At 61.8% G+C, this 22746-nt stretch carries 24 protein-coding genes, 1 pseudogene and 1 riboswitch; of the genes and pseudogenes, 17 read left to right on the top strand and 8 right to left on the bottom strand.

Features of this window, described 5'->3' with window-relative positions:
- Positions 1-64 precede the first annotated feature (64 nt).
- The 5 genes from NE852_RS13635 to NE852_RS13615 all read left to right on the top strand — a co-directional run bounded on the left by NE852_RS13635 (position 65) and on the right by NE852_RS13615 (position 4247).
- Positions 65-1111, top strand: a complete 1047-nt coding sequence (locus NE852_RS13635; RefSeq protein ID WP_258155683.1) for an isopenicillin N synthase family oxygenase — start codon at positions 65-67, stop codon at positions 1109-1111.
- A 229-nt stretch (positions 1112-1340) separates the two neighbouring features.
- A complete protein-coding gene (locus tag NE852_RS13630; RefSeq protein WP_008533789.1) occupies positions 1341-2033 on the top strand; it encodes a type 1 glutamine amidotransferase domain-containing protein in 693 nt (230 codons plus the stop codon).
- A 184-nt stretch (positions 2034-2217) separates the two neighbouring features.
- Positions 2218-2631 carry a GFA family protein gene (locus NE852_RS13625; RefSeq protein WP_008533790.1) on the top strand — a complete coding sequence of 138 codons (414 nt, stop codon included), beginning with the start codon at positions 2218-2220 and terminating at the stop codon, positions 2629-2631.
- Positions 2632-2826: 195 nt separating this feature from the next.
- Positions 2827-3270, top strand: coding sequence for an SRPBCC family protein (locus NE852_RS13620; protein WP_258155681.1), 444 nt, complete (start codon positions 2827-2829; stop codon positions 3268-3270).
- A gap of 713 nt (positions 3271-3983) precedes the next feature.
- Positions 3984-4247, top strand: a complete 264-nt coding sequence (locus NE852_RS13615; protein ID WP_037174719.1) for a hypothetical protein — start codon at positions 3984-3986, stop codon at positions 4245-4247.
- A gap of 73 nt (positions 4248-4320) precedes the next feature.
- On the opposite strand, the gene NE852_RS13610 is transcribed toward NE852_RS13615, so the two are convergent.
- Together NE852_RS13610 and NE852_RS13605 are read right to left on the bottom strand one after the other, a co-directional pair.
- Positions 4321-5250, bottom strand: coding sequence for a hypothetical protein (locus NE852_RS13610; protein WP_008533793.1), 930 nt, complete (start codon positions 5248-5250; stop codon positions 4321-4323).
- 464 nt (positions 5251-5714) lie between these two features.
- Positions 5715-5888 carry a hypothetical protein gene (locus NE852_RS13605; protein WP_258155680.1) on the bottom strand — a complete coding sequence of 58 codons (174 nt, stop codon included), beginning with the start codon at positions 5886-5888 and terminating at the stop codon, positions 5715-5717.
- 104 nt (positions 5889-5992) lie between these two features.
- Here NE852_RS13605 and NE852_RS13600 point away from each other — a divergent pair, with 104 nt between their 5' ends.
- A complete protein-coding gene (locus NE852_RS13600; protein WP_037175945.1) occupies positions 5993-6418 on the top strand; it encodes a hypothetical protein in 426 nt (141 codons plus the stop codon).
- 292 nt (positions 6419-6710) lie between these two features.
- Here the strand turns inward: NE852_RS13600 and NE852_RS13595 are convergent, their stop codons facing one another.
- Positions 6711-7595 (bottom strand): SDR family oxidoreductase, encoded by an 885-nt coding sequence (locus tag NE852_RS13595; protein WP_258155679.1) that lies wholly within the window; start codon positions 7593-7595, stop codon positions 6711-6713.
- A 91-nt stretch (positions 7596-7686) separates the two neighbouring features.
- On the opposite strand from NE852_RS13595, the gene NE852_RS13590 reads away from it, so the two are divergent.
- The 3 genes from NE852_RS13590 (at position 7687) to NE852_RS13580 (ending at position 10353) form a co-directional block, all read left to right on the top strand.
- Positions 7687-8511: a helix-turn-helix transcriptional regulator gene (locus NE852_RS13590; RefSeq protein ID WP_008533796.1), complete on the top strand. Its 825-nt coding sequence runs from the start codon at positions 7687-7689 to the stop codon at positions 8509-8511.
- A gap of 257 nt (positions 8512-8768) precedes the next feature.
- Complete coding sequence (locus NE852_RS13585) at positions 8769-9227, top strand: hypothetical protein (protein ID WP_008533803.1); 459 nt, start codon at positions 8769-8771, stop codon at positions 9225-9227.
- Between the two features lie 31 nt (positions 9228-9258).
- Positions 9259-10353: a hypothetical protein gene (locus NE852_RS13580; protein ID WP_258155677.1), complete on the top strand. Its 1095-nt coding sequence runs from the start codon at positions 9259-9261 to the stop codon at positions 10351-10353.
- Positions 10354-10369: 16 nt separating this feature from the next.
- On the opposite strand, the gene NE852_RS13575 is transcribed toward NE852_RS13580, so the two are convergent.
- The gene (locus tag NE852_RS13575; RefSeq protein ID WP_008533805.1) at positions 10370-10750 is read right to left on the bottom strand and encodes a hypothetical protein; all 381 of its coding nucleotides are present in this window, start codon (positions 10748-10750) and stop codon (positions 10370-10372) included.
- A 143-nt stretch (positions 10751-10893) separates the two neighbouring features.
- Here NE852_RS13575 and NE852_RS13570 point away from each other — a divergent pair, with 143 nt between their 5' ends.
- On the top strand, positions 10894-12063 hold the full coding sequence (locus tag NE852_RS13570) for a hypothetical protein (RefSeq protein ID WP_052034590.1): 1170 nt from the start codon (positions 10894-10896) through the stop codon (positions 12061-12063).
- Positions 12064-12257: 194 nt separating this feature from the next.
- Positions 12258-13790, top strand: a complete 1533-nt coding sequence (locus NE852_RS13565) for an Ig-like domain-containing protein (protein WP_037174729.1) — start codon at positions 12258-12260, stop codon at positions 13788-13790.
- 78 nt (positions 13791-13868) lie between these two features.
- Here NE852_RS13565 and NE852_RS13560 read toward each other — a convergent pair whose 3' ends face one another.
- Both NE852_RS13560 and NE852_RS13555 read right to left on the bottom strand, forming a co-directional pair.
- The gene (locus NE852_RS13560; RefSeq protein WP_008533808.1) at positions 13869-14714 is read right to left on the bottom strand and encodes an NAD(P)H-binding protein; all 846 of its coding nucleotides are present in this window, start codon (positions 14712-14714) and stop codon (positions 13869-13871) included.
- A gap of 197 nt (positions 14715-14911) precedes the next feature.
- Positions 14912-15385 (bottom strand): VOC family protein, encoded by a 474-nt coding sequence (locus NE852_RS13555; RefSeq protein WP_258156705.1) that lies wholly within the window; start codon positions 15383-15385, stop codon positions 14912-14914.
- A 230-nt stretch (positions 15386-15615) separates the two neighbouring features.
- Between NE852_RS13555 and NE852_RS13550 the strand changes: the two genes are divergently transcribed.
- From NE852_RS13550 to blh, 4 genes and pseudogenes are all read left to right on the top strand, one after another.
- Positions 15616-15765, top strand: coding sequence for a hypothetical protein (locus NE852_RS13550; protein ID WP_164841453.1), 150 nt, complete (start codon positions 15616-15618; stop codon positions 15763-15765).
- Between the two features lie 279 nt (positions 15766-16044).
- Positions 16045-16164: pseudogene (locus NE852_RS32740) on the top strand (peroxiredoxin); the annotation flags it as partial.
- A 127-nt stretch (positions 16165-16291) separates the two neighbouring features.
- Positions 16292-16678 (top strand): hypothetical protein, encoded by a 387-nt coding sequence (locus NE852_RS13545; RefSeq protein ID WP_258155674.1) that lies wholly within the window; start codon positions 16292-16294, stop codon positions 16676-16678.
- A 381-nt stretch (positions 16679-17059) separates the two neighbouring features.
- Complete coding sequence (gene blh / locus NE852_RS13540) at positions 17060-18340, top strand: bifunctional sulfur transferase/dioxygenase Blh (protein WP_258155672.1); 1281 nt, start codon at positions 17060-17062, stop codon at positions 18338-18340.
- Positions 18341-18441: 101 nt separating this feature from the next.
- Here blh and NE852_RS13535 read toward each other — a convergent pair whose 3' ends face one another.
- Both NE852_RS13535 and NE852_RS13530 read right to left on the bottom strand, forming a co-directional pair.
- The gene (locus tag NE852_RS13535; protein WP_008533821.1) at positions 18442-18825 is read right to left on the bottom strand and encodes a type II toxin-antitoxin system VapC family toxin; all 384 of its coding nucleotides are present in this window, start codon (positions 18823-18825) and stop codon (positions 18442-18444) included.
- The gene (locus NE852_RS13530; protein WP_008533823.1) at positions 18822-19079 is read right to left on the bottom strand and encodes a type II toxin-antitoxin system Phd/YefM family antitoxin; all 258 of its coding nucleotides are present in this window, start codon (positions 19077-19079) and stop codon (positions 18822-18824) included. The genes NE852_RS13535 and NE852_RS13530 overlap by 4 nt, the downstream gene beginning before the upstream one ends.
- A gap of 397 nt (positions 19080-19476) precedes the next feature.
- Here NE852_RS13530 and NE852_RS13525 point away from each other — a divergent pair, with 397 nt between their 5' ends.
- Together NE852_RS13525 and NE852_RS13520 are read left to right on the top strand one after the other, a co-directional pair.
- Positions 19477-20751, top strand: coding sequence for a hypothetical protein (locus NE852_RS13525; protein ID WP_245270762.1), 1275 nt, complete (start codon positions 19477-19479; stop codon positions 20749-20751).
- Between the two features lie 12 nt (positions 20752-20763).
- Positions 20764-22182: a hypothetical protein gene (locus tag NE852_RS13520; protein WP_008533825.1), complete on the top strand. Its 1419-nt coding sequence runs from the start codon at positions 20764-20766 to the stop codon at positions 22180-22182.
- Between the two features lie 179 nt (positions 22183-22361).
- Positions 22362-22617, top strand: a riboswitch (cobalamin riboswitch).
- Positions 22618-22746 lie beyond the last annotated feature (129 nt).

Below are 22746 nucleotides of genomic sequence, written 5' to 3'. Positions count from 1 at the left end.
ACCACGCCGTTTCAGCCTATGCTCGTCAGACGCCTTCACCACGCCGCCAGCTTCAGGACACGCCATGAGCCTTCCATCTTCCCCGATCGATGCGGCGGCCTCGCTGCCGACCCTTGATCTCTCGCGCTATTACGGCTCTTCCGAGGAGCGCGCCGCCTTCGTCGCCGAGCTTCGCCATGTGCTCCACGCCCATGGCTTCTTCTATCTCACGGGGCATGGCGTCGATCCGAAGCTGATCGAGGATGTGGTTGCGACCGCCAAACGCTTCTTTGCGCTTCCGCTGGAAGAGAAGCTCGCGATCGAGATGGTCAAGTCGCCGCATTTTCGCGGCTATAACAGGGCGGGGCAGGAGCGCACGCGCGGCGAGCAGGATTGGCGCGAGCAGCTCGACATCAATACGGAAGGCGAGGCCGCCGAGATCGGGCCGGAGACGCCGCCATGGAAGCGCCTGCAGGGGCCGAACCAGTGGCCGGCGACCCTGCCGGAGCTGAAGCCGCTGCTGCTTGCCTATCAGGCCGAGGTGACGCGCATCGGCATCGACATCCTGAAGGCGATCGCATCAGCCCTCGGCCAGCCGGAAGAGGTCTTTGCCGAGATTTACGAGCCACAGCCCTCGCAGCTTCTGAAAATCATCCGCTATCCCGGGCGCGAGGTCGCCGAAACCGATCAGGGTGTCGGCGCGCACAGGGATGGCGGCTTCGTCACCGTGCTTCTCCAGGACAGGACGCCGGGCTTGCGCGTACGCACGGAAGAGGGCGAGTGGATCAGCGCGCCGCCGGTGCCGGGCACCTTCGTCATCAATACCGGCGAGCTTCTGGAGCTTGCGACCAACGGCTTCGTTCGCGCCGATGTCCATGATGTCGTCGCACCGCCGGCCGGCGTCGAGCGCTTCTCCGTCGCCTTCTTCCTCGGCTCGCGCCCGGACGCGACGATCCCCGTCATCGACCTTCCCGAAGAGCTGAAACGGGCCGAGCGCGGCATCTCCACCGACCCGCTCAACCCGATCTTTCGCGAGGTCGGCATCAACCAGCTGAAGAGCCGCCTGCGCTCCCATCCCGACGTCGCCGAGGTCCATCATGCGGATCTGGTGCGAACGATTTTGGCGGGGTAGGAGTGGGCGTGCCGTGTGGCACGCCATGGCAGATAAACAACCGAACGGGCGAGCGGTTCCTCGACGATGGGCCACCACGCCCCTGAGTAGAAACAGCCGGCGCCGGAGCTTGTGTCATGGCGGCCGTGGGTTTAAGGTTTGGGCTGTTTCAGCATGAGATCCGCAGCAGTATTTCACCGTAAACCCGGACGCCGGCGGCTTTGGTCGCGGCGAATGAAGGAGCTGGGCAATGAAAATTCTCATGGTTCTCACATCGCATGACCAGCTGGGAGACACCGGCAGGAAGACCGGGTTCTGGCTGGAGGAATTCGCCGCCCCTTATTTCGTTTTCCGTGATGCGGGCGTCGACATCACGCTTGCTTCGCCGAAGGGCGGCCAGCCGCCGCTCGATCCGAAGAGCAACGAGCCCGACTTCCAGACCGACGAAACGCGGCGGTTCGAAGGGGATCCGGCTGCAAAGTCCGCACTGGCCAACACTTTGAAGCTCTCCGAAATCCGCGCGGCGGATTACGATAGCGTGTTCTTCCCCGGCGGCCACGGCCCGCTCTGGGATCTGACGAACGATCGCCACGCGCTGTCGCTGATCGAGGACATGTTTGCGGCGGGAAAGCCGGTGGCGCTCGTCTGTCACGCACCGGGAATCCTGATGAATGTGAAGACGCCGGATGGCAAGCCGATCGTCAGCGGCCGCAAGGTCACCGGCTTCACCAATTCCGAGGAGGATGCCGTGCATCTGATCGACGTCGTTCCCTATCTGGTCGAGGACGAGCTGAGGGATCAGGGGGCAAAGTTTTCCTCGGTGGCCGATTGGGCCGTGCACGTCGTCCAGGACGGGTTGCTGATCACCGGCCAGAACCCGGCCTCGTCGAAAGAAGGCGCCCGTACACTTCTCGCCGCCTTGAGAAAACAGGCCGCGGCATAAGGCGCAACGCGCCGGCACTCTGTCGTTTTGAAGCTTTGCATGATCCCGGGACGCCGGGATCATTCCCCACAAACATGCGCGGCTTGGCCTCGGCTTTACCGCGGAGCCCGCATGATGGTTCAACACGGCCCGATCAGCAAAGCTGACCGGGGATCTGCTGCGCTGATCGAGGGAGGTTTGACGCATGAGCAGGAAATATACCGGGCAATGCGCCTGCGGCGCGGTGAAATTCGAATTCGGCACCGATCCGAATTTCGTCGCCGACTGCCACTGCATGGATTGCAAGAGGGCAACGGGCGGCGAGGCGGCGACCTTCTTCGCCGTGCCGGAGGAGGATTTCACCCTGATCTCAGGCAGCCCCAAGGCGTTTCACTATATCGCCGATTCCGGCAAGGGGCTCGACCGCAACTTCTGCGGCGAGTGCGGCTCCCGGCTGTTCAGCAGCAATCTGGAAAGCTTCCCCGGCCTCGTCTTCGTGACGCTCGGCAGCCTAGACCGGCCCGAACTGATCGAGCCCGGAGTGGAAATGTTCACCCGGCGCCGGCTGAAATGGGCAAAGCCGCTCGATCTCCCGCAATTCGACGGCATGCCCGGCTGAGCCGCTCGCCGCACGGCTGAGCCGCTCGCCGCACGGCTGAGCCGCTCGCCGCATGGCTGAGCCGCTCGCCGGATAAGACCGGGCCGCTTGCCGCCGGCAATTTATCTTGAATAAAAGGCCGATCCGGTGTCGGATCGCTCAGGTCCCGCCCGTCCTAGGCTCGTCCATTCCGTCCATCCAAAAAGGATCACGACCATGCCAAGCACCATACGCCTGCACCGCGTTTTCGCGACCAGCCCGGATAAGGTCTATCGCGCATTCATCGAGGCCGACGCGCTCGCCAAATGGCTGCCGCCGAACGGCTTCCTCTGCACCGTGCATCATCTGGAACCGTCAGTCGGCGGCACGTTCCGGATGTCCTTCCGCAACTTCACGACCGGCCACAGCCATGCCTTCGGCGGCGAATACCGCGAACTCGTTCCCGGCGAGCGCGTCCGCTACACCGACAAGTTCGACGATCCGAACCTGCCCGGCGAAATGGAAGTCACCGTGATCCTGAAGAAGGTCTCGGTCGGCACCGAAGTCGAAATCACCCAGGCCGGCGTGCCCGATGTGATCCCGCCTGAGGCCTGCTATCTCGGCTGGCAGGATTCGCTGCGCAACCTGGCGCAGGTGGTGGAGCCTGACATCAACGAGTAGGCGGAGAATGGCAAGGAGCAGCGTCGGAGCGCGCGCTTCGAGGCTGCGCCTTGCAGCATGAGGGGCGGTGGAGGATGCCGGATGCGGGGGTATGTCCTTATATGCCCTTCGCTGGCGGCAGAGCCAGTTCGACGAGCTAATGCCGTGGAAGTATCCGGAGTGAATATACGGCTAAAATCCACTGTCAGCCCTTGCAGACGTTGAATTTTTGGTAATTCGCTTCATCAATTTAGATTGCACCCGGCTAGCAGTCCAGGCGAGGCAACGCGTGGTAGCCTCGCTTTCTGAACTCGACCGATTTGGACCCTAATCAAAGCGAGTTGACAGGTGAACCTTCTTGTTCTTGTAGCGTCTGCATTAGGGCCAGCCTACCTTGCTGTCCATGGATCGCCAATCGCTTGGGTTATTTTGTGGTCAATTGTCTGGACATCTCTACGTTTTGCGGTGGAGCGAAGAGCGATAGTGTCTGTCTTAAACGAGCCAAGTGATGAGCCCTCATCTTGGCTTGACCGGCTGCTTGAACAGCACCCCATCTTGTGCATGGCGGGAACGTTTGCCGTATCATTATTGGCTTTAGCGTTTATACACATAGCGGTTTATTGGCTGGTTCGAAGCGTAACGGAGTAAGGCCGGCGACGATCCCGCCCATCCGGGTAATATCAATGCGATCGATCGCGGCGTAGTGTTCTATCCGGCTTTGAGAGGAGGACGCCATGCCTACCATAATGGCCTATCACGACGTCAAGGACGTCAAACACTGGCTCACGTCACCGCGGCGCAAAGAGGTTTTCGAACCCCTCGGCTGCACGAACATTCGTACGTTTGTCGATCCACAAGATTCCAACCGGGTCGGTGTGGTCATGGACGTTCCCGACATGGACCGCCTGGCGGAATTCATGAAGTCCAGCCAGGCGGCGGAAGCGATGGAATATGACGGAGTCTTGCCGGAGACCTTGGTGATTCTCACGCAATCGTAGCGGCAAAATCAGGGGTCCGCGTCGAGATGGTCGATACCGGTTTTGCGACAACGCTGCGCTACCCGGGCAAGGATCAATTCCTGATCCCGCGTTTTGCCAGCGCGTGGCGTGCGGCCGCGGCGCACCAGTCGTCGGAGAGGTCCTGTCCCTGGATTTCGGCTTCGGTGATCGGCGTTACCAGGATCAGCGGCACGGAGCCGAAGGGCAGGCCTTCGATCCGGCTGGCGTCGCGGCTCAGCATGATGCGGGTGAGCGGCGCGTAGTCTTCCGTCAGCCGGCAGAAGAGGATGGCGCCATGATCCTCGACATCGCGGGCGACGTGGTGGCCGTCGGCCACGAGGTCGCCGATGTTGATCAGAAGGTTCGCCCAGTTGCCGACGCCTGCCGCATTCAGCGTTGCGGCATCGAACTCCATGAAGAGCTCGCATTCGACGCCGTTCTCCGGATCGGCAACGCCGGCCCAGGGGGTCGAGAGACCGTCGGTGGCGAGCGTCAGCTTTCCCGGGCTGTCGATGGCCAGTATGCGGCGGTGCGGGCCGAACCATTTCGTCTGATTGTAGATGTTGGCCGTTTCGCGCTCAGCGGCAAAGCCCACCTGCAGCGCGCCACGGCGCTGCCAGAAGGTGCGCCGCGCGGCGGCCGCCGCCTCGTAGATCGGGTCGTCGGGTTCGCGCGGCACAATCGCTTCGTCGAAACTGGTTTTGAGCGTGACCTCTCCGCGCATGAAGGGAAATTTCGGCTTCTTCCAGCCGATCACCACCGTGTTGATGGGCCGCGGCGCGGCGCGATCGAGCTTTTCGACGACGTCGTCGATGATCCCCAGCGAATGGCTGGAATCCTCCATCACGTGTTTGCCTTCGGCATCGCGATAGCCGCCCGTGCGGGAGGAATGGCCGGCCTGCATCGTCGTGGCCGTCCACTGGCCGCTGACGGCGCCCGCCGGCGCCTTGCCGAGAACCGGGGCCAATTCCCGTATCGCATCGTCGATCGAATAAGATGCCACGTCGCCCCTCCGCCTTCGCTCAATCCGTATCCCTCTGAGGTTGAAAATAGGGCGGAGGCGTTGCCGATCAATGACGGGTGGCCCGAGAGAGTACCACTTTGAGGAGGCAAGGGGAGGAGGCCAGGGGGAGGAGGCCAAGGGGCTGCCGCGGTTTCCAGAATGTCATGTGGCCAGAATGTCATGTGGGATGAGTAAGGAGACGGAGGAAAGGTTGTGCCGTGTTGCACCCCCCTCTGCCCTGCCGGGCATCTCCCCCACAAGGAGGGAGATCGGCTGGGCGCGATGGCTTCCCCAAGCAACTCAGGCATTGTGATTGTCGACGCCGTTCGAAAGGGAGGGATGGTCAGGCCTCTTGCGAATCTCCCCCCTTGTGGGGGAGATGCCCGGCAGGGCAGAGGGGGGTAACCCACAGCATGCCCTTTCGAAATATCCTATTACCGCAACGCGATAGGAGAGGACGCGCCTCAATTGCTCCCGTCGTTCGGCCGCGCCTTGGCGCTGTCATTGGTGGTGTCCGATGTGGTTTTGCCATCGGGTTGCTGGCCGAAATAAGTGCCGCCGAGGTGGCCGCCGGCGCTGGTGTTCTTGACCTGCTGTTCGGCGCGTTTCTGAATTTCTCGAACGTTGGTCTTGCTCATTTTCGGCTCCTTTTTCGAGGTTTGCGACCTCCGGACAACCGATGGAAGCCGACACTGTTCCATATTTTCCGGGAACCCTGTCTGCTGTCACGGGTTCACCCATCGTGAGATTCCTGGCCGTCATCATCACCGGTCTGGCGCTCATGGCGCCCGCGGCCCATCTTCTCTCGCTTCCGAACAAGATCGGAATGGCGAAGGCGGATTATTTTGTCGCGCAGCAGGCCTATGCCGGGTGGTGGATCGTCGGCCTTCTGCTGCCGCTCGCCTTTCTTGCGAATATCGGCAATGCCGCGGTGCTCAGGGCCGATGGACCGGCCTTGATGCTCTCCATCGCAGCCGCCGCGCTGATCGTGCTCAACCTCGCCATCTTCGTGACCTTCACCCGGCCGGCGAACCTGGCGACCGAGAATTGGACCGTGCAGCCGGAAGCGTGGGAAAGCCTGCGCCGCCAGTGGGAATATTCGCATGCCGCCAATGCCGCGGTCACCTTCCTCGCCTTCTGCTGCGCCACGCTCGCTTCGATCCGGTAATGGTGGGGATACGTGGTGATTTTCCCGCATTCATCGGTCGGCGCACCCGCGTCGTCTTTGGGGCGTCATATTGGAAGATGTGCCGGGTAGCCCCCTCATTTGCCTGCCGGCATCTTCTCCCCACTGGGGAGAAGGGGCAAGCCGTACGACCTTCATTCCCAAACTGAGATTTCAATGACGCGAGACGTTGCCGCGATTCCGCTTCTCCCCTCGGGGAGAAGATGCCGGCAGGCAGATGAGGGGGCCACACGGCACGTCCTCTCCATCCTCGTGCCTGGGGTAGACAAGGCTCTCAAAAATACGCCGGATGATCTATATCGGCGATGAGGCCCGGCTGCTCCGGCCTCCAGCCGAGCAGCGCGCGGGTCCCGGCACTCGAGGTCGGCACGTCGACGCCGGTGAACATTCCGAACCAGCCGAAATGCCCTGCCGCCTCTTCTGGCAACAGCGAGGCTGTGGGCACGTTGAGCCGCCGGCCGATGAGTTCGGCGATCTGGCGGAAAACCACGCCCTCTTCGGCGACCGCGACGTACGGGCCGCCGACGGCGCCGCGTTCGATCGCCAGGCGGTAGAGACGGGCTGCATCGAGCCGGTGTACGGCCGGCCAGCGGTTCTGCCCTTCGCCGATATAGGCTGACATGCCCGTCCGCCGCGCGGTCTCGATCAGCATCGGCACGAAGCCGTGATCGCCATGGCCGTGCACGGATGGCGGAAGGCGGACGGTGGCGGCGCGCACGCCGCGGGCGACGAGCGAGACCGCGATGATTTCGGAGGCGCGGGGATAGGTTTCCGACGTCGGCATCGGCGGATCCTTCTCGGTGCCGATGCGACCGGGCGCATGGCCGAGGCCCGCGGTGACGAGCAGCGGCCGGTTGGAGCCCTGGAGAGCTTCGCCGAGCGCCTCGATGGCGCGCCGGTCGAGGGCGCAGTTTTCGGCGAATTTCGAGAAATCATGATTGAAGCCGGTATGGATGACGCCATCGGCCTCGGCCGCGCCGCGCTTCAGTCCTTCCAGATCTTCCAGCGAGCCGCGATGGACCGCAGCGCCGGCGGCCGCCAGTTCTTCGGCGCCTTTTTCCGAACGGGTGAGGCCGAGCACCTGATGGCCGGCGGCGATCAATTCATTGACGACGGCCGAGCCGACCCAGCCCGTGGCTCCAGTGACGAATATGCGCATGTCGATATCTCCTGATTGGCTGGAGACAGATATCGGCGAGAGTGCTATCATGGTAAAGTAGTGATATTATCATGGTATAATGGCTAACAGGATGAGCGAATTCGTCACCTCCGAAAACCGGCTCGGCGCTTACCTCAAGGATCGCCGCGCCAAGCTCGACCCTGCCGCCTTCGGTTTCGCCGGCGAGCGGCGCCGTACGCCGGGCCTGCGCCGCGAGGAGGTAGCGGGCCGCGCCAATATCAGCCCGACCTGGTACACCTGGCTGGAGCAGGGCCGTGGCGGGGCGCCGTCCGCCGACGTGCTCGACCGGATCTCGCGGGCGCTGATGCTGACCGATATCGAGCGCGAACATCTCTTCCTCATCGGTCTCGGCCGCCCGCCCGAGGTGCGCTACCGCAGCGAACAGGGTGTGACGCCGCGGCTGCAGGGCGTGCTCGACGCGCTGGACCCGAGCCCGGCGCTGATCCGCACCGCGATCTGGGACGTCGTCGGCTGGAACCGGGCGGCGACCGTGCTGCTCACCGATTACGCCGCGCTGCCGCCGGAAGAGCGCAACGTGCTGCGCTTCATCTTCCTCGATCCGCGCGTGCGCGCCGCCCAATACGACTGGGAAAGTGTCGCCCGCTTCGTCGTCGCCGCCTTCCGGGTGGACGCCGCCCGTGCGGGGGCTGCGGAACAAGTCGAGCCGCTGGTCGACGAGCTCTGCCGGAAAAGCCCGGAATTTCTGGCGATGTGGCGCGACAACGATGTGCGCAGCCACGGCGAAGGTGTCAAGCACATCAAGCACCCGCTGCTCGGGCTGCTTTCCTTCGAATATTCCGCCTTTCAGGTGGATGGGCGGCCGGATCTCAGCATGGTGGTGTATAATCCGGCGACGGCGGAGGATGTGGAGAAGATCAGGCGGGTGCTGGGGTGAGATGCGTCTCCACCATACTTACGTTTTGAATAAGCACAGATGGGCGTGCCATAATGCGGCCTTGCTCTTCGGGGGCCTGAGAATGAACCTGTCGCTGCCGACGTAGCCTGGCTGCGCGAGGGAGTGGTTAGCGACATCGTTCCATTTCTCTCCACCACCGCGGGAAATCGTCCAGTCCTTCGCCTCAATCCCGACAAATCTCCGGTGATGCTGTGGATGAGGCGCGCAGGATTTCAGCCGCGCGGAGGGGGATTTCAATGAATTCATATCGTGCCGTGGCCTTCGTCGCCGCGTCGGTCCTGGTGGTGCTGTCGGCTTCGGCGGCATCCGCCTGCAGTTGCGGACGATCGTCTGCGAAGGACAAATTCGCGGAAGCGGATTTGATCGTCAGAGGCCGCATGAAGCTCGTGACCTTTGGCGTCGAGATGCCAGATCCACGTTCGGACGGTGAAGCGCCACGCCTGACGCGCGGCGACTTTGAGATCGACAAGGTGGTGAAGGGGACCTTCAAGGGCAAGGCTTTGTCGGTCTATACCGGCGCCGGCATGGGGGACTGCGGACGGTTGAGCGAGTTCCTTACGTCAGCGTTTTATTATCGTGACAAGAAATTCGGCGTGTTCGAATTCGGCTTGTCGAAACACGAATTTGCTGGCCAGACATTCTATTCCACCTCGATCTGTGAATACGCGAAGGGGCCGAAGGATGGCCAGGAGTAAACGAGTGAGGCGTATCGCGACCTGTCTCTTCGTGTTCGCTGCCGGTGCCGGCAATGCAAGTGAAGTTCCCTTTGCGCCCACGCGCGACGTTCCGGACTACACCGCGTCGATGATCGTTCGGAACACTTACGGTGAGCCGAAGGAAATGTTGCGTTCGGTCGTTCATCACAAGGGCTGGACGCGGGTTGAATCGGTCAATGGCGACCAAACAACCGTCTCCTACGGGAATTTCTTCGACAACACCGTGTTGCGGATGACCAAGACCGGCAACGAAGACTTTACGTGGATGAGCATTGAAAGGACCGATCGGAGCCTGGACCTCAGCGTGAAGCAAGCGAAGGAAACCGGCGAGACTGACAACCAAGTTGGAGAAGCTTGCAACTGGCGGCAACTCATCCGCACAAGCGACGCGATGTCGCCGCTTTGGTTCAGTTGTCTGTCGGCCGACGGCATTGAAGTTGCGGAAAAGGTTCTGTTCCGCGAGGGGAAGCCGATGAGCGACACGCAATTGGTCCGGCTCGACCGAACAGCCGTCGCGGAATCCGAGGTTGCGCCGCCGAAGAGGTTGTTCGATCCATGGTTCTGGCTGAAGCCGCTACGGGATTATCCCGAGCCTGAAGCTCTCGTCGACTTTGAAGCCAGAATGGTCGGGAACTGGTCGGAGGTCAGAGTTTTGAGGCATTATCCCTGGCGATCCGAAGAGCGCCGCGAAAAGGGCGGATCTCTGAAACTCACGATTTGGAACGAACTCGAAAACCAGGGAATCTGGATCATGTCCTCCAAAGACGGGCATAGTCTTCACGCCGCCCGTGCACAGCTTGATCCCCAGCACCCATACAATACTTTCCAGCTGAAGACAGGTCAGGTCGACCTGAAACGGAACGGTGACGCGCTTGGAGAAACTTGCTCCTGGTTCGATATGACGCCCGGCCTTTCCGACGCGGGCAGACATGAATGCCTGACGCCGGACGGCATATCTCTCAAAATCAATATTCTCTCGGGATGGGGACACGGCGACAGCTACACCGCCGTCGAGATTAAACGCCGTCCGGTCGAGCTCCGGGAGATGCTCCCGCCGCCGGGATTGATCGATCCGTCCTCATGGGGTTTTTCCGTCAGCGATTGATCGATCGGATGGCCGTCTACTTCACCACCGTCACGCTCAACACGCCTTCTTCCGTCTTCCCGTCTTCATAGGGCGAGCGGATGACCAGCCGGTCTTGGCCGGTGTAGCCGGGGTTCGGCGTATAATAGCCGACGACGCCGTTGACTTTGGTTGTCGCGCATTTCGAGGCTTTTCCGTCGAGCTTGGGGAAGAGCGGTTCGTGGACGATTTCGAGGCGGCCATGCTTGGGGCGCTCGACGATTTCAATGGCGGGGTAATCGATATGGCGGCAGTCGTCGTCGATGTGCCAGTTCTTGGCCACAAGCGTTCTGACGCCGCTGCGCGCGGTGATCGAAAGAGACTGTTGGCGGGAGGTTTCGGAGGTCGTCGTGCAGCTCGACAGCGGAATCGCCGTCACTGCTAATATCAAGTATATAAAGGCGTTTTTCATACAAATCCTCAACTTTGGCTTGAATGAATATTGATTTTCTCCTCAAGTCAATCAGAGTGCGGTGCGGGATTGCGGTTGGCAGGCTTTCTGGGATTGGCGAGGATTTCATCTTGAAGATACGTGTAGCGGCCCTGGTCTTCGGGCTCGCAGGAGGCGCCGGGTTATTTGCGGCCGGCGGCGGCAGGGCTGACGATATTCCCTTCTTCGCCACCCGGGATGTTCCCGATTACAGGGCTTCCATGGTTATTCGGGAAACCTGGGGCGAGGTGAAAACCTTCACGCGCACCGTCCTGCATCATAGGGGATGGACGAAGGTCGAAGAGGTCAAGACCCCGGTCACAACAGTCGCCTACGGAAACTATTTCGATAACCCCTTTCTGCTGTGGATCGCAAAATCGGAGGATGACGAAGATTTCGCCACCGCGATCGTCGAGAAGGCGTCGCCTCAGGAGGCCAGGGATACCGGTGTAGTTCGCATTGCGGCCGGCGAGGTCTGCAGATGGTGGGAGTTGATTGAGAAGGCCGCGGTGAAAGACCAGCTGCATCCGCCCTGGCGCACCTGCGTCTCGCGCGACGGCATCGAAATCGCCACCAGCCAGCCGTTCGGCGAAATGACGGCGATGGACGGCACGAATCTGGTCAGGCTCGAGCGCGGACCGGTGGCGGAATCCGACGTCCGGCCGCCGAAAAGGATCTTCGAGCCGGCCTTCTGGCTGAAGCCGCGCCGGGATTATCCCGAGAGGCCCGCAGACCGTGTCGATTTCGATGTCAGAATGAAAACAGCCGACGGCCAGACTTACATCAGGCTGCTCAGGCATTATCCATGGCGGCTCGAAGACCGTCGCGGCCCTGATGGAGCGGTGCAGTTCAAGGTTTGGAACGAGCTTGAGGATCAGGGCATGGCGGTCTCCACGATCGACGACCTGCATCGCTTCGAGGCCCGCCGCTCGCCGCGCGCGTCCAGCTATCCCTACACCGCCTTCGACAAGACATTCGAGCGAGTCGACATGAAGCTGCCGGCGTCATCGCACCGCGGAGAAAAATGCACCTGGTTCGATTTGAAGCCTGATATTTTGAGACCGGCCGTCAAAAACGTCATCAGAGCCGAATGCGTCACTCCGGATGGCATTCCGCTGAAGCTCATCGGTCGCGATTCATCGGGCGCAATCGAGACCTTCGCCGCCGTCGAGGCCAAACGCCGGTCGGTCGACTTTGGTGAGATGATCCCGCCGCGGGAACTGATCGATCCGTCCTTGTGGGGATTTACCGTCGGCGATTGAACGGAGCAGGCGTCGGCGGTGTGCCCGCCTCGTCCTTCGAGGCTTCGGCTGCCGCACCTCAGGACAAGGCTCTCTGAGTGACAAAGCTGTGAAAAGCTAAAATACCACTCCTGCTAGAAAATCCATTGACCTCCGGGGTCTCGGCTGCTTTCCTCTCGGTCGACAAAGGCGAATGGCTCTTGAAGGAGATATCCATGACAGTGCTTGAAAAACCTGTGGCGGTCGACGATGTCAGCAGCGCTTCCGAGAATGATGTGATTTCAGGCAATCTGCTGGACAATGATCTGGCCGGGGGCTCCGGCAACCTGTTTCTCACATTCCTCGACGGCGAGCGGGTTCTTGCCAAGAAGGATGGCGCGATCACCGATATCGAGGGTGAGCACGGCACGTTTCACGTCAAGGCTGACGGCTCCTACAGCTATACTTTGCACGAAGCCGCCAAGGTGGGTTTCGTTCAAGGAATGACGCTGACGGAGACGATCGGCTACAAGATCTCCGATGGCGCGGGCAATACCGATGTCGGCCACTTCAAGCTCGACGTTCACGGGGTGACCAGCCCGCCGGCGGCGGGCGACGACACCTTCTCCTTTCATGAGGGAAGCGAGATGGCCCGCAATGTGCTCGCCAATGATCACCCGGGCGAGGCGGGAACGCTCTTCCTGCGTTCGGTCGGCGGCACCAGCATTGCTGCCGGTCATGGACAGACGACCGATGTGGCGGGAGAATTCGGCACCTTCCATTTCTCGGGCGACGGAAGCTTCACTTACGATCTCGATCCGGCCGTCAAGGCGGGCCTCGACGATGGCGAGCATGTGACCGAGAAGCTCCAGTACAAGGTCTCGGACGGCGCCGGTCACGCGGATGCCGGCGTGATCACGCTGACCGTCGATGGCGTGACGGACGGGAAGTCTGTGAATACGGCGCATGCCGAAGCCCAGGCGGAGGTCGTGCGCGGCTTCGACGACCATTACGAACTCCAGGGCGTTGCCATCGATCCGCTGACGGGCAAGTTTTACGTCAGTTCCGGCCATGGTTTCCCGGATGATTCCATGGTGAGCATTTACGACAATGCCTCGGCTTTCGAGGCCGGCAAGGCCAGCGGCGCCATCTCTCTCGGCGACTATGACAAGGGCGAATATGACATCGGCGGAACCTATTTTTCGGTCCGCGGCGGCGAGATCATCGGAAGAACCAACGAGGCGAGAGGCGGGGAGGACCCGTTCCCCGATCAGACCTATCTCGCAAAGTGGGATGCCGCCGACGGATCGCTCGATCAGAAGGGGGCGTCGATCCCCGGCCTTATCGGCCAGAACTGGGCAGGTACGTTCGACTGGGGCGGCTTCACGGCGGTCAATACGATGCAGGATTCCACCGGCATTTATGTCGTCGGCCGCCTCGACGATGCCACCTGGCAGGTCTCCAAAATCGATCCCCATACGCTGAACCCGATCGAATCCAAGAGTTTTTCGGCCGGCGGGCTCGGCTACGGCTTTGCCGTCGACGGCACCTTCTTCTTCGGCGATTCCTACGGCAGCGAGCATATCGGCACGGCATTCGACTTTGCGACCGGGGTGAAGACGGCCGTCGATATCAACCTCGCCATACCGGGAGACGATATCATCACCAACGTGGTCTATGACACGGCGGCGGATTCCATCTACATCACCAACAGCGCGACCGACGAAATCTCCGTGGTGCACCACGTCTCGGACATCTTGTTCGCCTGACGGCGCTCAGGGCGCATTGCTGAGAATTTGATTCAGGCAATGCGCCTTAAGTCTCTGTTTTCAGGACAAAGGCGCGGATCAGCCCAGCGCGGCTATGTGATCCTGGAGCCTGATCGTGCCACGATGCGGTGCCGGCGGCAGTTCGGGACCGTCGAGCGTCGCCTCGGTCATGCGGGCATAGGCACGGGCGGCGGCGGGCGAAAAACCGAGCGCGCGAAAACTGTTCTCCAACTCGCTGCGCGGCGTGGTCGCCACGCGGACCGGTCTTCCCACGAGCGAGGAGAAGGCAGCCGCGACATCGGCGAAATCATATCGCTCGGGCCCTTCCACATATTGGATGCCAGTGTCACTCGCCGCGCTCGCCAGGCGGGCGGCGGCAGCCTTTCCGAGATCGGCGGGCGAGACCATCGGCAAGGTTAAGTCTTCGGGAAAGGCAGTCGGGATGAAGCCCTGTCGAGCGGGTTCCAGCAGCGTGTCGAGATTGGTGTAGTAATAGGCGCCGCGGTTGATCGCCGTTGCGATGCCGCTGGCTTCGGCCAACCGCTCGAATTCGTGGAGCACCGTGAGGTCGCCAATGCCGTCGCCTTGCATGGCGCCGTAGGTCGATTGCACCACGATTTTTTCGAGGCCGGAATTCTCAAGCGCGGCGGCGATGCTGCGTGCGGTCTTCAACTCCTCTCTGTTGGTATCGGTGCCGGGATCGGCCGGCGGATTGAGGAGAAAGGCGCGCCTGCCGCGCCGGAAGACGGCCCGTAACCCTGCGACATCAGACACATCCTGAACCACGGCCTCGACATTTCCGTAGCCGATCGCGCGCGCCTTCTCAGCGCTGTGGACGACCGCGATGACGCTTTCGCCCGATGCGCGCAGCGCCTCGATGAGGCCGGAGCCGACATTGCCAGTTGCGCCGAGAACGACATACATGTTTCACCTCGCTTTTTTCGGGAAACGAAGCAGGTCAGCGGTGGTTCCGGCAATGGCGCAAGCCCCGCGCCAGCTTCGGCTGGCAGAAGGCGGGCATTGATTCTCCCAGGATCTATTGCGATCGATTTTCAGCAAGAACAGCCCCGCCAATGATTGGCGGGGCTTTTTGCTGCGCCGATGCAAGGTCACGACACGCCTCAGCCGCGCCGAGCCGCCTCGATCGCGGCGATGTCGATCTTCTGCATGGTCATCATCGCGTCGAAGGCGCGCTTGGCCTCGGCCGGGCTTGCCTTCAGCGCTTCGCTCAGCGCCCGCGGCGTGATCTGCCAGGAAACGCCCCACTTGTCCTTGCACCAGCCGCAGGCGCTTTCCTGCCCGCCATTGCCGATGATCGCGTTCCAGTAGCGGTCGGTTTCCTCCTGATCTTCCGTGGCGATCTGGAAGGAGAAGCACTCATTGTGCTTGATCGAAGGGCCACCGTTCAACCCGATGCAGGGAACGCCGGCGACGGTGAATTCGACAACCAGCACGTCTCCCTGCCTGCCATCGGGATAGTCGCCCGGCGCCCGGATGACGGCGCCCATGGCGCTGCCGGGAAAGACTTCGGTATAGAAGCGGGCGGCCGCTTCGGCATCCCTGTCGTACCAGAGGCAGATCGTGTTCTTGTTCAGCATCGGGCGGTCCTTTCGTTTGCCATCTGGTGGTTGAAATAAGAGGCCGCCCGGCTTTCTCCAGTGCGTGAAAACCGTTTTTGGCCTGTCGTCAGCGAGCCGTCGAAGTTCCCGCGGAAGCCGATGTCATGCAATCCTCCGGTTGAATAAATCCATTTGCTTTGCTTGGCGCATTCAAGTATATATTCCTAATATAAGATAAATCTTGCTGTGTCAGAAAGACTTTTTGCGTGAAGTTCTGGGCATTCATCGCGGCTTTTGTTCTGAGCGTGCTGTTGTGGAGCAGCTTTTACTACGGCGGCCGTGGAATTTTCGGCGCGATTAATACCTTGCAGCGCTTTGCCGAAGGTGCAGTCGGCGACGCGCCCAAGGAACGGTAGATCCGCAGCGCGGCGGTGCTCCTGCAACCATCAGGCGTCGAGGCCCCTGCAGGGGTGCCTCAGGATGAGGCTCTCTCGGGCATTGGCACGACAGCTCCGTCATCCGCCATAAGGGCGCGGCATTCCCGACCTTCCCTCATGCTGAGGCGCGCAGCCCGCAGGGCGAAGCCTCGAAGCAGGCGCCGCAGCGTTGCTTCTTGCATCGATGGGCCGCCGGCGCGTTCGGATCGCACTTCGAAGAGGCCCGCTACCGCATCGACATGAGGTTGGTCATCGTTCCCGCCTTGCGTGACCGCGCGCTGATATACCGAGGCCGATATGCTCGAGGGTGTGATCATCGTCGGCGCCAGCGCCATGCATGCGGAGATCAGGCAAGGGGCGGCGACGCTCTCTTTTTGACGGGATCGCCGGGAGATCGCGGTCACAACTTCGTGCACCAAGGCGAAGGCGGCAGGGCGGCATGAACCAAAGCCCGAGCTGCGGTGTTTAGAGAGCACCCCGCATTTCCAACAGAGGACCGATCGCCATGCAAAGATTCCTGCTCTCCGGCCTTGCGCTTGCCGCGCTCGCCGGCGCCGCCTTCGCCCAGGAGCCGGCCGCTCCGCCAGCCGCAGGTGCCGCACCGCCGGCGCCGGCCGATGCCGGCTCGCCGCCGCCTCCATCGCCGCGTGACGAAGCCATGCCGGATGGATCGTCGAGAGACCGCTTCGCTTTCTGGCGACACGGCGGGAGAGGCGACATGGGCTTCTACCACGGCCATCGCGGCCCGCCGCCCTCCAAGGCCGCCCGCTTCCGGATCGAGGACGGGGATACCAGGATCGATCTGAAATGCGCGGAAGACGAACCGATGAAGGCCTGCGCCGATCTCCTGCTGCAGGTCATGGACCGCCTGCAGGGACCGTCGCAGCCTTGATTGGGTGAGGTGCTCTTCAAGGGACCTTCTCTTTGTCCGTGTTGCCGCATAGAGGGGTTGGTACCGTGTGGCACCCCCCTCTGCCCTGCCGGGCATCTCCCCCACAAGGAGGGAGATCGGCTGGGCGTGATGGCTTCCCCAAACAATTATTGTGATCGTCGATGCCTTCAGAGAGGGGCGATGGTCAAGCTTCTTGCCAATCTCCACCCTTGTGGGGGAGATGGCCGGCAGGCCAGAGGGGGGTGCCACACGGCACGCCCGTAGAGGAAAGAAGAAATATCGCGCGCTCAATAGTACCCCGCATCCGCACCCCAGCCAGCGGATTTCCTTGACGCCCGGCGCCATCCATATGAGATTATCCTCATGGACGCGGGGGCTTCGATGACATCCGTGAGGGTCAATGAGCTGATATCGGTGGCGGGGCAGCCCGATGCCGCCGATTTTGCCGATTTCGCGGCGCGTGGCTTTGCCGGGGTCATCAATGCCCGGCCGGATGGCGAGGAGCCCGGCCAGCCCGGCAACGCGGCAGAAAAGGCGGCGGCCGCCGCCGCCGGGCTTGCCTACGGTTTCGTGCCGGTAAAGGGGGCTGAGATTACCGAGGCCGATATCCGCGCCTTCCAGGCGGCGATGGCCGGCGCCAAGGGGCCGGTGCTTGCCCATTGCAAGAGCGGCACGCGGGCGCTGACGCTTTATGTGCTGGGCGAGGTGCTCGACGGGCGGATTGGACCAGCCGATGTCGAGGCCTTTGGCAAGAGCCACGGCTTTGATCTTGCCGGCGCGCGGCGCTTCCTGGAGAAGCGGGCAGGGCAGGTGCCCGATGTGAAGGCCTTCTTCCATCCCGCCACATCGAGCGTGCAATATGTCGTGACCGATCCCGTGACGAGGCGCTGCGTCATCATCGACCCGGTGCTCGATTTCGACGAAACCTCGGGGGCGACGGGCACGACAAGCGCCGATGCCATCCTCGCCCATATCGCGGCCGAGCGGCTGACGCTCGAATGGATCCTCGACACCCATCCGCATGCCGACCACTTCTCCGCCGCCCATTACCTGAAAGGCAGGACCGACGCGCCGACGGCGATCGGCGCCCATGTCATCGAGGTTCAGGCGCTGTGGAAGGATATCTACAACTGGCCGGCGCTTCAAACCGACGGCTCGCAATGGGACCGGCTGTTTGCCGATGGCGACACGTTCAAGATCGGCGCGCTCGACGCCCGGGTGATGTTTTCCCCCGGCCATACGCTGGCCTCGATCACCTACCTGATCGGCGATGCCGCCTTCGTGCATGATACGGTGTTCACCCCGGATTCCGGCACGGCGCGCACCGATTTTCCCGGCGGCAGCGCCAGCGCCCTCTGGCACTCGATCCAGGCGATCCTGTCGCTGCCCGAGGAGACCCGCCTGTTCTCCGGCCACGACTACCAGCCCGGCGGCCGCCATCCGCGCTGGGAAAGCACGGTGGCTGCGCAGAAACGCGACAATCCGCATATCGCCGGCAAGGACGAAGCCGCCTACATCGCGCTCCGCCAGACCCGCGACCGCACGCTCGCGAAACCGAAGCTGATGCTGCACGCGCTGCAGGTGAATATTCGCGGCGGGAGATTGCCGGAGCCGGAGGAGAATGGGCTGCGGTATCTGAAGATACCGCTGGATGCGTTTTAGGCGTGCAGGGAGGAGCGTTGCGGCGCGTGCTTCGAGGCTCCGCCCTACGGGCTGCGCACCTCAGCATGAGGGAGGTTGGAGCATGCCGCGCCCATGCTCCTTCAAATCACACCCTCCACATCCGTCCTGCCGAAATCATCCCCCACAAACAGCAGCCGGCACCCATATTCCCGAGCCAACTCATAGGCGAAGCAGTCGCCGAAGTTCAAGCTTGCGGGGTGGATGCCCTTGCCCCAGGTGCCATAGGCGTCGGCGATGCGGCGGGCGGAGGCGGGGGTGATGGAGATGATTTCGAAGCCGAGGCCGTCGATCAGTCGTTCCATCTCCCCGCCGACATTGCGGCGGGCCGCGACGATCAGGGCTTCGGCGACAGTCCCGGCGGAGATCAGGAGATCGTCTTCGGCTTCGAGGGCAGCGATCAGAGCGTCGGCTTGCGGTTCGCCGAGCAGGATCGCCATCAGCGCCGATGTGTCGACGGCGATCATTCGGGCAGGCCGTTATCGCCGTAGAGGAAATCCTGGCTCTGCGCGGCCGCCGGGCCATCGGCGGCTTTGGCGGCGGCGGAGGCCCGCGCCGCCTCCATCAGCGCCCGGCGTGATTTGCGGTCGGGCGCGACCCTGACCGGAACCAGCTTCACGGCGGCATGGCCGTGCCGGGTCAGGATGACCTCGTCGCCCGCTTCGGCGCGTCGGACAAGTTCGGTCAACTGTCCCTTGGCATCGGTTACGGATACCCGCATCTCACACTCCCGCTTGGCCGGCATGGCCTGATCTATATTTAGACCAGTCAATGGTCCATATCAATGGTGATACCGGGCGCTTGTACAGGCTTCCGTTCCGAGGCGGCAGGAGGGCCGGCATTATCCATGATCATGGGCACTGAACGGCCTGACCGAATGAACGGCATGAAATCAAGAATTCCAATAGCTTATATCGCCGGAATAAGAGTCTTCTGCCTGATCTATACTCACCGGAATACGGTAAAGTCAGAAAACGGAATTGGCCGATCCCGCGAAAGTTGTGGATATTCCGGCTGCGCAAGACGAGAGCGAAGACTCGAATCTCATTTTCTATATTTTATTTTCTCGTGGTCGAAAATTTCCGAACAAAACTATTTGTTTGATTTCGCGAGGCACTATGATTCTGCGCGCTATTGCAATCCTGGCCAGTATAGCACTCGCCTCGTGCCAGCCGAGCGACGGCACTTACCTCATGCGGGGGCCGGGTTATGAGTTGAATGCTCAACGCGCGTCCGGAACCTCCGCCAATCTTTATGCCTATATGCAGGTCATGTGCGCGGATGCCGGTCTTGCTCCCGTGTCGGCCAGCTATGCCAAGGGGTGCCCGAGCAGCCTTGATGCGAATGGATACCGGACCATGCTGCAGGCCGGGTTCAACGAGATCAATTTGGGGTGCAAGGCCTATGTCCAGTTCATTTTCGAAGAGCGGATGCGCGAGAGCCGGTTCAAGAGCACCAATTCCGCGATCCAGGCCTTCGTCAGCGGCGTCCTGACGCTCGAGGGGGCGGGAACGCGGCTGTTCTCTTATCTGATACTGTCCTCGACGGCGGCCAATGCATTTTACGATGCCTCGCGGATCGATCCCTTGCAGGGCATGACGGTCGAAAACATCCTGAAGATCGTCGACGAGCGGCAGGCCGCCTTCGAAAAGGCGGCTGCGTCGAGAACGATCACCTCGAGCCCGCAACTCATCCGGGTCTGGCGCGAATATCAGTGGCTCTGCACGCCGCTGGCGATCAACTCGGATTTCAATGCGCTGGCGGCAGCCAGCATCGACGGCAACAAGGTCGATTTCGATGCGGATGCCCGCAAGGTGGTCAACCGCATCACCGGGACCATCGAAGGGATCAATAAATTCGAGTCCGGCAAAGGGCTGAAGCCGACCCCGAAAACGCCGTCGGTGGATGGCGCCGTCAGCGCCGTCGAAAAGGAACTGACGAGCGATCAGGTCATGCGGCTTCAATCGGCGCTCTGCACCGCGCGCGACGGGAATTTCGGCCAGGGCACGCGAGCGGCCATCAACGTGTGGCGCAGAATGATCTCGAAAAAGGGTTTGACGGACGCCGAATTGAATCAGGGCCTGTCGTCGAGCGATATCCTGTATCTGCTGCATACGGACAGCTGCAGTTCTCTCGGCTACAAGACCGTTGTCGAGCGCGGATTCCTCTACGACGCGCCGGCGCGGGAAGAGACCACGACGACGGCATCTGTCGCCTCGGGGCGTGCCCAGAACCTTCTGCTGGTCGCCGAAAAGCTCGGCGTCAGCATCAGCACCGGGGAGACCAGGATAGACGCCGGGCTGCGCACGGCGATCGGGAAAAAGCGGGCAGCGTTGGCGCTGCCGAAGGGCGATTACATCGACTACGAACTCTTCATGAAGCTATTCAGCTAGCGGGGGCACGCGATGAATATCTATCGAACCAATCGACCCTTTGTGAAACTCTTCAATGCGGCGGATGCAACGGATGCGACGGAAGTTCTGGGCATCGGCTTTTCCCGCTTCGTCGGCGACGGCACGGTTGAGAACGGACGCCTCAAGGTCACGCGGGAAGGCGAGACGGATCCGACGTGGTGGATCGACCAGGGCAGCCTGACTGTTTTGACCGCCGACGAGGTGAAGATCGAGTTCCCGCCGATCTCCGATCTGGAATTCTATGAAGACTCGGCGCTTGCCGCGCGGGCGCTTTCCGGCTTTCTCGATGCCGGCGGCATGAATGTCGAATATCTCCTGCTGCTGGCATGGGCCGAGAGCGGCTGGACCAATACCGACGCGCAAGGGCGCGATGGCGCCGATGCCGATCTTGCCGGGCCGATCGGTCCCTATCGCTTCGATCCGGATGTCTGGTCGTCTCTCCTGAAGGACAAGGACTATCAGGAGGTTCTGCGCGGGTTTGCCGATGCCGACCGGATCAAGCCGCAGGCGCAGTGCTTCTTTGCCGCCGCCCTTGCCAATCGGCTGCAGCGCGCGCTGAAATCGAAGATCTCGAACCTCGATCCGCCGGCCTGGCTGCTGCGGCTTGGCCACCGCATCGGCAAGGATGCGGCGGTTCGCTTCGCCCAGCTTGACGACGGCGATGCCGTGTCGAAGACGGTCGATGACGTCAGGGCCGTCTCGGCAGCGACTGTCAACGCCAATCCCAAGCTCTTTCCCAGCAAATCCGACACGAAGAAGTCCGATGTCGTGGCGGCGATCAAGGCGGAATTCGAAAGCGGCAAGCGGGCTGTGGTGAAGCGGCTGACCGATCTCGTGCAGCTTTCCTCCGTCGATGGCATGATCAACGGCGGCAGCCCCGATATCCGGCCCGGCGTCCTGGGTTTCCTCGATTTCATCGGACGGTATGAAGCCGCGGGCAACTACAACGCCGTGGTCGATCGCATAAAGAACGAAAACAACCCCCGGCTCGTCGCGATGAGCATCGCGCAGGTTCAGGCCTATCAGGCGACGCTGCATGGGCGGGACGCCTGCGGCAAATACCAGATCATCATGGGAACGCTGGGCGGCAATGTCGCCCCCTCGGGCCTGACGCAAGAGCGGCTTTTCGATCCAGAGGCCCAAGACCAGATCGGCTTTCACCTGCTGATGACGGTCAGGGGAGGCGAGGCTTTCCTGAAATCCGACAGGAGCGACGCGCAGTTCAAAAAATTCGCCCTGGCGGTGGCGCAGGAATGGGCGGCGATGCCGGTTCTCGAAGCGATGACGGGACACCGCGGCGTGCAGCTGCAGCGCGGCGACAGCTATTATTCGGGAACGGCAGGCAACAAAGCGCTGACATCCGCCGACGCCTTCGAAGCCGCCATCCGGAAATTCATGGCCGAGGCGTAGTCGGCTGGACTGTGGGAAGACGTGAAGGTTTCCCATTATGGCTATAACGGTTCCATGTCCAAGACCTTCCACGAGCGGTGTTGAACGCGCCGAATGACGGCCCGCGCCATGCATCCAGCCTTATTTTTCACGGCGTCGGTGCGATCCCCGCAATAATCATTGACGTCTAGCGGATCTGCGACGTAACTGGGCGTGACGGTTTCCCGAGGATGACTCCGAGGGAATTAATAGGGAACACGGTGAGGACGACCCCAAGAGGGACCGAGACCGTGGCTGCCCCCGCAACTGTAAGCGGATTGTCGCTCATATCGGGAGTGCCGGCGCGCCGGCATTTCCTGGGGCCTTCGGGCCCGGCCACTGCGAGCTATCGCGGGAAGGCTGATGAGCGGCGGATATTCGCGAGCCAGGAGACCTGCCGTCAATCACGATCCAATCAACCGGGCGGGGATGCCCGGACAAGGAGCAGACATGATTGACCTTCTGACCCTTCGCCGAACTGCGGCATGCATCCGTCTCGATTGGGCCGCCTGCGGCTAGGCTTTGCGCGCGCGCCCGCCCTTGGGC

This window comes from Rhizobium sp. Pop5 (assembly GCF_024721175.1).
GTDB lineage: Bacteria > Pseudomonadota > Alphaproteobacteria > Rhizobiales > Rhizobiaceae > Rhizobium.
The sequence above is the reverse complement of the archived record's forward strand: the minus strand, read 5'-3'. Positions and strand labels throughout refer to the sequence as shown.